Source organism: Paenibacillus sp. P22 (assembly GCF_000469945.2).
Taxonomy (GTDB): Bacteria; Bacillota; Bacilli; order Paenibacillales; family Paenibacillaceae; genus Paenibacillus_O; species Paenibacillus_O humicus.
In genome coordinates this window covers 1-8,876 of the sequence record NZ_CBRA020000188.1, presented here as the reverse complement: position 1 = coordinate 8,876, position 8,876 = coordinate 1, and the positions used below count along the sequence as shown (strand labels likewise).

Sequence of the window (8,876 nt, the reverse complement as noted above, 5' to 3'; positions counted from 1 at the left end):
CTTCCCGATGCCGATGCCATCGTGAACCCCAAGCAGCCTGGCTGCGCTTATCCGTTCAAGGGACAGCAGGGCCTATATCGCCCTCGGCTCCAACATAGGGAAACGCGCGGACCTGCGACGGCTCCTGGACGGGATCCTTCCGGTCCGCGCCGGAGCCTGCTTGTCTGTATCCATGCGGATAGATTCCTCCTGATTGCAAGATGGTAATGCCCGTATTATTTTCCAAGAAGAAAGCATTATACATTTGAAATCAAAAGGATAACCTATGTGCGCTTGTCATTATGCGGATGGAGGTTAAGACGGATGAGAAAAGCGATACGGATTGCCGCTCCATACGTCATCCCGGCTCATGCCGMSYTGATCGCGGCCAATGACAGCGTAGCCTTCGGCGCCATCCGGGCGCTGCGGGAGCAGGGGCTGGCCGTGCCGGAGGGGATGTCCGTCATCGGCTTCGACGACCATCCGCTCAGCAGCCGGCATCAGCCTGCGCTCACGACGATCCGCTTCGACATGGGGGAGATGCTGCAGAGGCTGACCTCGGCGCTGATCGGAGAGATCGAGCAAGGACAGTCCGATGCGGACGAGGATAATCAGGGTCTGGCCGCCAGCCTCGTCCGTTCCATCAGGCAGGACTGCAGCCTCGTCATCCGGGATTCTTGCCGGAGGATTTGACCGCAAGACATCGACAAGGGGATTCGCATGAGAGACAACAACTCCCAAACTGGAAAGGAAGCTGCTCCCTATGGCAGGATTGCTTGGAAACAACGTCATTACGCAGATTGGAATTCTCGTCCACGATATCGACAAGGTCAGCCAGGCTTACGCGGATTTCTTCGGCATTCCGAAGCCGGAGGCGATGCTGACCGATGCGGCCGACACCGCGCAGACCGAATTCATGGGAGCGCCCAGCCCCGCCCGCGCCAAGTTGGCGTTCATCGACATGGGCTCGCTGCAGCTGGAGCTGATCGAGCCGGACGAGCATCCCAGCACATGGAGGAACTACCTCGATGAGCATGGGGAAGGCCCCCATCATATCGCTTTTGTCATTGAAGGGATGAAGGAGAAGATCATGCTGCTGGAGGGCAAGGGCTTCCCGCTGCAGCAGAAGGGCGAGTATACCGGAGGCCGGTACGCCTACATCGATACGATTCCGCAGCTGAAGGTGCTCGTGGAGCTGTTGGAGAACGACTAGAAGCAAGGCCGCATGGACTTGCCCGCAACCGAAGCGGACGATGGATAGACGGTATTTAGCCCGACGGGACTGCACCTGAATCCGCCAATAGGATGGACAGGAGCCTGCCCGATCCAAGGAGGGAACACGGACATGAACATTCTCATTACGGGAGCCGGGAGGGGACTCGGCTTGGAGCTCGCTGCCGAAGCTCTGGAGCGCGGCCATTACGTCCTCGCAGGCATGCGCGAGCCGCAGGACAAGAGCGAGGCGATGCAGGCGCTTGAGGCGGCCTTTCCAGGCAAGCTGGCAAGCGTGCGTCTCGACGTGAGAGACGAAGATGGAATCGCGGAGCTGGCCGCCTCGCTCAAGCGGGAGGGCATGCAGCTCGGCGCCATCGTCAACAACGCAGCGGTGCTGAAGGCTCGCGACACGGGTATCGAGGAGCTCGACATGAAGGATGTCGAGCATTCCTTCGACATCAACCTGTACGGGCCGATGCGCGTCGTGAAGCATCTGCTGCCGCTGCTGCTCCAGCCTCGGGCTTCCATCGTCAACATTTCCTCCGAGGCGGGCAGCTTGACCCATGCTTATCCCGGCGACTACCCGTACGGCATTACGAAGGCGGCGCTGAACATGTTTACCGAGCAGCTGCGCAGCCTGCTGGGCGCGGGCGGCGTGCAGGTGCTCAGCGTGCATCCGGGCTGGATGCGGACGGATATGGGCGGCGAGAGCGCTCCGACGGATCCTCGCCGCAGCGCGGCGGGCATTCTGGACTTGATCGAGCGCAAGGCGGAATTGCACCCGAAGTTCCATTTCGTCGATTACGAAGGCAAGGAAATGCCGATCTGATCCATCCACTTTGCAGAGCGGAGGCGCAAAGCCATGAAAACTAGAAGAAGGCAGGGAGCGCGCCTGAAGGAAGACCGCGGCGTCGTCAGCATCCTCGAGACGCTGGATATCGGGACGGGCGAGCGTACCGTGCTGGCCGAATTCGAGGAGCTCATCGAAGCGCCGAACTGGACGGCCGACGGCAAAAGGCTGATCTACAACAGCTGCGGCCTGCTGCATTCGTTCGATCTGGCAGGCCGGACAAGCGCTCCGATCGACTCCGGCTTCGCCGATTGGTGCAACAACGACCATGTGCTTTCTCCGGACAACCTGCAGGTCGCTGTCAGCCATCATGCCGAGGAGGACGGGCAATCCCGGATCTACGTCCTTCCGCTGGCGGGCGGACAGCCGGTGCTCGTGACGCCGATGGCGCCGAGCTACCTGCACGGCTGGTCGCCGGACGGCCGCATGCTGGCCTACTGCGCCGAGCGGGACGATGCGTACGACATCTACACGATTCCTGTCCTCGGCGGGGTGGAGACCAGGCTGACGGATACGCCCGGACTGGACGACGGGCCGGAATATTCGCCGGACGGCAGGCACATCTGGTTCAACTCCACCCGCAGCGGCCTGATGCAGATCTGGCGCATGGACGCGGACGGCGGGCGGCAGACGAGAATGACGGACGAGGAGAGCAACAACTGGTTTCCCCATGTCTCGCCGGACGGCCGATCCGTCGCCTATATCGCCTACCGCAAGGGCGATGTCGCCCCAGCCGACCATCCTCCGAACAAGCAGGTGGAGCTTCGCCTCATGCCGACCGCAGGCGGTCCCTCCCGGGTGCTGGCCGAGCTGTTCGGCGGACAGGGGACGATGAACGTCAACTCCTGGTCGCCGGACAGCCGGCAGCTGGCTTTCGTGAGCTACCGGCCGCGCTGAAAAAGCTCATGCTGGAAACAGATCCTCATGATTCAGCCGGATCCAATCCGATTTAGATCCAAACGTTCCGTTTCAATTTAGATTCAACCGTTCTGTCTGTCCCTGTCAAGCCGGGTTCCGCTAATCTCTCCGCCCGAGAGATCGCGGAGCTTTTTTGCTTTTCCGTCGAGATCCCGCCCGCCTCCTTCTGTAGAAGGAGATCCGCTCCGGCTAGAAACGGATTTACAACGTAACAATGTTATGTTACGTTATTAGCAGCAAGGGAGGCTGCCTCATGGAGGAAGACTTGATTTCCAAGAAAGAACTGCTGGAGATGACCGGCATCTCCTATGGACAGCTGTACCGGTGGAAGCGCAAGCAGCTGCTGCCGGAGGATTGGTTTATCCGCAGATCCGCGTTTACAGGGCAGGAAACCTTTTTCCCCCGCCAGCAAGTGCTGGGACGCATCCGTCAGATCATGAACATGAAGGAAGGCCTGTCGCTGGACGAGATGGCGGATCTGTTCTCGCCGGCTCCGGCAGAGGTGGATTTGAGCCGTGGAGATCTTCTTTCGCGCAACATTGTTTCGCGAACGGCGCTGGAGTACAGCGAGCCCTACCTGGGGACGCCGCATACGTACAGCTTCCAGCAGATGCTGATTTTGTACGTGTTCGACTGCAGCCTACAGACAGGACAGATTCATTTGGAAGAGGGCAAGGCCATGCTGGCCGTGCTGCTGGATAATCTTGGCCGGCTGGAGGAGTATGAAGGCGAGCTGGTGCTGCTGCGCAAAATGGGCATGTCTTTTGCCTTGCTTCTGTCCGGGGACCGGGAATTCTATGCGGAGAAGGATGCCAAGATCGCGCTGCGAATCCCGATCGCGAAGAAGACCGAAGAGCTGAAGCTGAAACTATCGGCCCAGGAAGGGCGAATGGAGGATTCAAATGGGAACGAGGAATGATTTGATCATCACCGGAATCGGCGTATCCTCCGGCGGAGACGTTGGAGCGGTTCAGATCGACGGGGTGGGCACGATAAACGGAGCTCTGTCCTGCGAAGAGGAATTCGTCGTGAACGGCAAGGCGACGGTGAAGGGCGGCGTGGAGGCGCGGAAGACCGTCATCAATGGAATGGTGACGATTGAAGGGCCGCTTCGGACGGAAGGATGCACGGTTGAAGGCAAGCTCAAGCTGGAGGGGAACTTGGCGGCGGAGTCGATCGGGATCAACGGCAGCGTCACCGTCCACGGGAGCGTCGAGGCGGAGAGGCTGGCCTCGAACGGCAAGCTGCAGATGGACTCGCTCAATGCGGACGAGATCAAGCTTATGCTGCAAGGAAGCAGCAGCATCCGCGAGATCGGAGGCGGCACGATCGAGGTCATCGAGCTGGAGAAATCGTCTTCAAGGTGGCTGAAGCTGCTGCCGATGTCGTTGGAGAATAGTCTCACCGCGCAAGTCATCGAAGGCGATCATATCTACCTGGAGAACACGGCGGCCGGAGTGGTGCGCGGCGCAGTCGTCCGCATCGGACCGGGCTGCGAGATCGGCCTGGTGGAATACAAGGAGAGCTTCGAGCTGTCGGATGGCTCCGTTGTGAAAAGTAATGCCCGGCTGTAGCGCCGAAAGGAGGGATTGGCCGTGAATAAGGATTCTGCAAGCCCTTACCAGGGAAATCTGAAGCTGACGGGAACCTCCTCTACGTTGGGAGGCAGCTACGATAAGGTCCGGATCGTCGGCGATGCCGTCGTGAGCGGCGGCATCGCATGCAGCGAGATGAGATGCATCGGCACGTACGACATCAAGGGCAGTCTCGGCGCGGGGAGCATCCGGCTCGTAGGCGACGGGGTCTCGGAAGCTCTGCGCGCCGGAACGGTGAAGCTGACCGGGAAGGCGATCGTCGGACGGGATGCCGAGATCGGCGAGCTGGCGGGAGCGGGGGATGTCGAGGTGGGCGGCGCTCTCAAGGCCGGAGACATCAGCCTGCGCGGCAGCTTGAGAGTCGAGGGAGATTGCGGAGCGGAGCGGTTCCGGCCTAAAGGGATGTTCGCGATCGGCGGCCTGCTGAACGCCGGGGACATCGACATCAAGCTGTACCAGAACTCCTCGGCCAAGGAAATCGGAGGCGGAAGGATCGAGGTCGCTCGCGGAAGCGTCATTAGTCCGCTCAGCCTCGTTTTCCGTCCTTCGTCGGATGCGGTCCTTGAGGCTTCCATCATCGAAGGCGACGATATTCATCTTGAGCATACCCGCGCAGGGATCGTGCGGGGCAGCCGAATCACGATCGGGGAAGGCTGCGACATCGGCCAGGTGGAATATAAGGAACGGCTCGATGTGAAGCGCGGCGCTACGGTGGGGGAGCAGCGGAAGGTCTGACCTTTTTCGCTGGAAGCAAGCGAGAGACGTGTGAACAAGGAGTCGTTATAGGCGATGCCTAACCGTACAGGAATGGAAAGGCCGCTCCAAGGCGAGCGTATTTGAACCCCAAGAAGAGACGCAAAAAGAACATACGAATCCCGTATGTTCTTTTTGCGTCTCTTTGATTAATAACTGTCATGCAGCGATAAATGCGCTTCTTAATACTATATGACTAAATAATGAAAATTTTATTTTTTAAAAATAAACCATTAGAACCAAATCAAATAGTTCTAGAAGATCATTCCATTATCCAGTATATAACATATAATAAAATTGTAATTAAATCCCAAATTAAAAAGGAAAGTAAACTAATGAAAAACAAATTTTTGAAGATTGTGGGTACGACTACTTTGGCTATTTCACTTATTACTGGAGCCTCCAGCGCTGTTTTGGCAAATGCAGATACAGCATCCAAAGAAGGAAATAAGGCTATTGAAATTACTCCCTATGCAATAAAGGATACACTTACTTGGGATTTACTAGGAAATAAAACCGACCCAACAAATAGCTTTAGTGTGACAATTGGAGCTCCAAATATAAGCTATATGCAAAAAATACAGGAACTGCATCATTTAGAGTCGAAGTAAAACACAATAGCAAGAATACGGTTATCTTTAATGAAACCATTTCTGCAGATGGAACAGGAAAAGAATTTATTAATAATGATAGTAATCCACTTGTTCCTTCTGGCACTTATACAGTGACTATATACGGTGGATTAGGTCTACCAAAAGGGCAAATTGTACTTAAAAGTTCTGACACTAAGTGGTGAAATAGAAGTAAGAAAATAGCGTTATGATCTTGCAATACAGATACAACACGTGTTGTATCTGTATTGTTTTTTAATTTGTGCACAAAAGTATCAAAGGACTCACGCAGTTAGCATGTTATAATAGTTTGATTCGTGAAAGAAGGGAGAAAAATGAACAAAAAGACATCGGGAACAAAGCGATTGTATTTAGACGGAATCAGGGGACTTGCGGCATTTGCCGTGGTTGTTTCGCACTACATCCAAGTGTTTTATCCGGCTGCGTTAAATGGAAAACCGCAGCAGGCTCATTTCAAGTGGGATGTCTGGTACGGCCATTCTCCCGTCAATTTATTTTTTAACGGTCAATTTGCCGTTTGTCTGTTTTTTGTGCTGAGCGGTTATGTGCTCAGCGTTAAAATGGTTGAAAAAGAAATGGATAGCGATACCTATCTAAAGATGCTGCAATCCAGCGCCGTACGAAGGTACATTCGGCTAGCTGTGCCGGCGGCTGTTTCAGTATTGCTTGTGTATGTAGCCCTTATTATGAATGCCTTTCATCTCCAAGAAATAGGGGGAACAACATGGACGGATATGAAAAAGAATTATTACGCTTTGGATACCAATCCATATACCGTTATGAAGGCCGCTATTTTTGATCCGTTTTTCCGGTTTGAAGCCCATCCTTACAATCCAGTCCTTTGGACCATGAGCTATGAGCTGGCAGGTTCTTTTTTTGATTTTCGGTTTTCTTGCTTTATTTGGACGACTAAGAAAAAGATGGATCGTATATGCGGTCTTATCCATTGCTTTGATTCAAACCTATTTTGTCGCTTTTTTGTGGGGAATGCTGCTTGCCGATCTGCTCAAGCACAAATGGGTCCAAACTAAAATAGCGCCGGTACTTGGGCTTTTATTGGGAATTTACTTAGGTTCGGCGCCTTATACTCCATTAATGGGCACGATGTACGAACCGATAGAAATAGGAATTAAATATATCAATGAATGGATTCAATTCAATATCGATCCGCGACTTCTTGCACGAACACTAGGTTCTGTCCTTATTTTGTTTGCACTGCTTCGTCTAAAAGTGCTGCAGCATCTGTTTGGGTGGGGAAAGCTTGCTTATTTAGGGAAGGTTTCATTTTCTCTTTATCTCATTCATTTCACTTTCCTGAATACGTTCTCCGCGTTTATGTTCAGTAAAGTGATTCATCATTTCAGCTATAATCTTGCCTATGCCATTACGTTTACTGTTTCGATGGTTCCCTTATTTATTTTGTCTCACTATTATATGAAATATATCGATCAAGGCGCATTGAAACTAGCTCGCCTGGTTGAAAAAAAGATGGCCGCATCGAAGGATAAACGCAAAGCGAAAGCCGACGACTCTGTGTTTTTTGGATAGATTATAGCGGCTTTGTGTGCTGCATAAAGGGGTTCAACTTGCGCGCCAGGTGTGGTACAACTAGGAAAACGCCGAATCGAGGTGCTATCGTTGAACGTGCAGCCTTTGCCTTTGCCGGATGCCGAACCCCTGTCCGAGCCGATGATCGATGCCTATCTGGATCGCATCGGGTATTCGGGCTCGCGCGAGGCGAACGCCGAGACGCTTTTTGCCCTTCAGAAATGCCATGTCCATACGGTTCCTTACGAAACCTTGGATGTCGTGGGCCGCATCCCGATCTCTCTGTCGATCCAAGATCTGTACGACAAGATCGTCAGGCGCCGCCGGGGCGGCTACTGCTTCGAGCAGAACGCGTTGTTCGGGGCTCTGCTGCAAGCGCTGGGCTTCCGGGTGACGAGCTACTTTGGCCGCTTCTGGAGGGACGAGAGCGTGCTGCCCCCCAAGCGGCGCCATCATATCCTTCAGGTCGCATTGGACGGGCAGCGGTACATGTGCGATGTCGGCGCAGGCGCCGGGTCGCCGATCTACCCCTTGATCATCCAGGAAGGAACCGTGCAGGAGCAGGACGCGGAAGCCTACCGCTTCACTCGGGACGAGGTCTACGGCTGGATGCTCTGGGAGCGGAAGCGGGGCGAGTGGGACTGGGTGTACAGCTTTGCGGAGGAACCGCATCTTCCGATGGATTTCGCCGCCGCATCGTTCTGGTGCGAGCACGCCCCCGACTCGCCGTTCCGGCAGGAGAACAAGGCTTCGATTCGGACTCCGCATGGCCGCAACACGCTGCTCGGAGGTGAATTCCGCATCTTCGAGCTCGATTCGGTTCGGATAGAGACGCCAGCCGATGAGGAGAAGTATGCGGAGGCGCTGGAGAGATGCTTCGGCATTACGCTCGCCCGGCGGGACCCGAGCGGTGGTTGAGCGGGTCGTTCCGCAAGCGGAGAAATAGGGATGTTGAGCAAGCCTCGACAGATGTCGGCTTAAGGCGATGACGCCGCTTCTTCGCCGCATCAAGATCTTGTTGCAGCCGGCCAGCTGAAAAACCACTATCCGAATGGGCTTCGTCGAACCGGCTTGGCCGGTACTTGGAACAAGAGCCGCTAGAGATCAAAAAAAAAGGACGTCCCTTCTGCTGGCACCAGCTTGGAACATCCGATAACGGACAACTACTAATAACCGTAGATGGAAGTGTTCACATGAGTGAGCGAATTTTTCCGTCCTATTTCTTGAGTTTAGGGTAAATAGGAACGAATAAGACGAATTTTCCGTCTTATTCCTTGAGTTTAAGGTAACTTTGCAGCTGGAATAAAAAGTGGACACTACTTTTAAGCAGATTTCCTAAAGGTGTCCGTTACCGATTGTCTACTTTCTTGACGTAGGTCCATCCGA

General features: G+C 54.4%; 11 protein-coding genes. All 11 read left to right on the top strand.

Going from position 1 to position 8,876, the window contains the following annotated elements; translation table 11 throughout:
- Nucleotides 1–303 precede the first annotated feature (303 nt).
- Nucleotides 304–672, top strand: coding sequence for a substrate-binding domain-containing protein (locus BN871_RS21850; RefSeq protein ID WP_048748807.1), 369 nt, complete (start codon nt 304–306; stop codon nt 670–672).
- A gap of 70 nt (nt 673–742) precedes the next feature.
- Nucleotides 743–1,192 (top strand): VOC family protein, encoded by a 450-nt coding sequence (locus BN871_RS21845; protein WP_048748805.1) that lies wholly within the window; start codon nt 743–745, stop codon nt 1,190–1,192.
- 132 nt (nt 1,193–1,324) lie between these two features.
- The gene (locus BN871_RS21840) at nt 1,325–2,023 is read left to right on the top strand and encodes an SDR family NAD(P)-dependent oxidoreductase (RefSeq protein ID WP_048748804.1); all 699 of its coding nucleotides are present in this window, start codon (nt 1,325–1,327) and stop codon (nt 2,021–2,023) included.
- A 33-nt stretch (nt 2,024–2,056) separates the two neighbouring features.
- Entirely contained in the window at nt 2,057–2,941 is an 885-nt protein-coding gene (locus tag BN871_RS21835; protein ID WP_048748803.1) for a PD40 domain-containing protein, read from the top strand.
- 274 nt (nt 2,942–3,215) lie between these two features.
- Nucleotides 3,216–3,881: a YhbD family protein gene (locus BN871_RS21830; RefSeq protein ID WP_048748802.1), complete on the top strand. Its 666-nt coding sequence runs from the start codon at nt 3,216–3,218 to the stop codon at nt 3,879–3,881.
- Nucleotides 3,865–4,536 (top strand): polymer-forming cytoskeletal protein, encoded by a 672-nt coding sequence (locus BN871_RS21825; RefSeq protein ID WP_048748801.1) that lies wholly within the window; start codon nt 3,865–3,867, stop codon nt 4,534–4,536. Before BN871_RS21830 ends, BN871_RS21825 begins: the two co-directional genes overlap by 17 nt.
- A 21-nt stretch (nt 4,537–4,557) precedes the next feature.
- Nucleotides 4,558–5,292: a hypothetical protein gene (locus tag BN871_RS21820; RefSeq protein ID WP_048748799.1), complete on the top strand. Its 735-nt coding sequence runs from the start codon at nt 4,558–4,560 to the stop codon at nt 5,290–5,292.
- Nucleotides 5,293–5,645: 353 nt separating this feature from the next.
- Nucleotides 5,646–5,921 carry a hypothetical protein gene (locus BN871_RS29365; protein WP_021877534.1) on the top strand — a complete coding sequence of 92 codons (276 nt, stop codon included), beginning with the start codon at nt 5,646–5,648 and terminating at the stop codon, nt 5,919–5,921.
- 335 nt (nt 5,922–6,256) lie between these two features.
- Nucleotides 6,257–6,973, top strand: a complete 717-nt coding sequence (locus BN871_RS21810) for an acyltransferase (protein WP_048748797.1) — start codon at nt 6,257–6,259, stop codon at nt 6,971–6,973.
- Complete coding sequence (locus tag BN871_RS21805) at nt 6,930–7,490, top strand: hypothetical protein (RefSeq protein WP_157060360.1); 561 nt, start codon at nt 6,930–6,932, stop codon at nt 7,488–7,490. The genes BN871_RS21810 and BN871_RS21805 overlap by 44 nt, the downstream gene beginning before the upstream one ends.
- Nucleotides 7,491–7,586: 96 nt before the next feature.
- The gene (locus BN871_RS21800; RefSeq protein ID WP_332310241.1) at nt 7,587–8,408 is read left to right on the top strand and encodes an arylamine N-acetyltransferase; all 822 of its coding nucleotides are present in this window, start codon (nt 7,587–7,589) and stop codon (nt 8,406–8,408) included.
- The last annotated feature ends 468 nt before the right edge of the window (nt 8,409–8,876 follow it).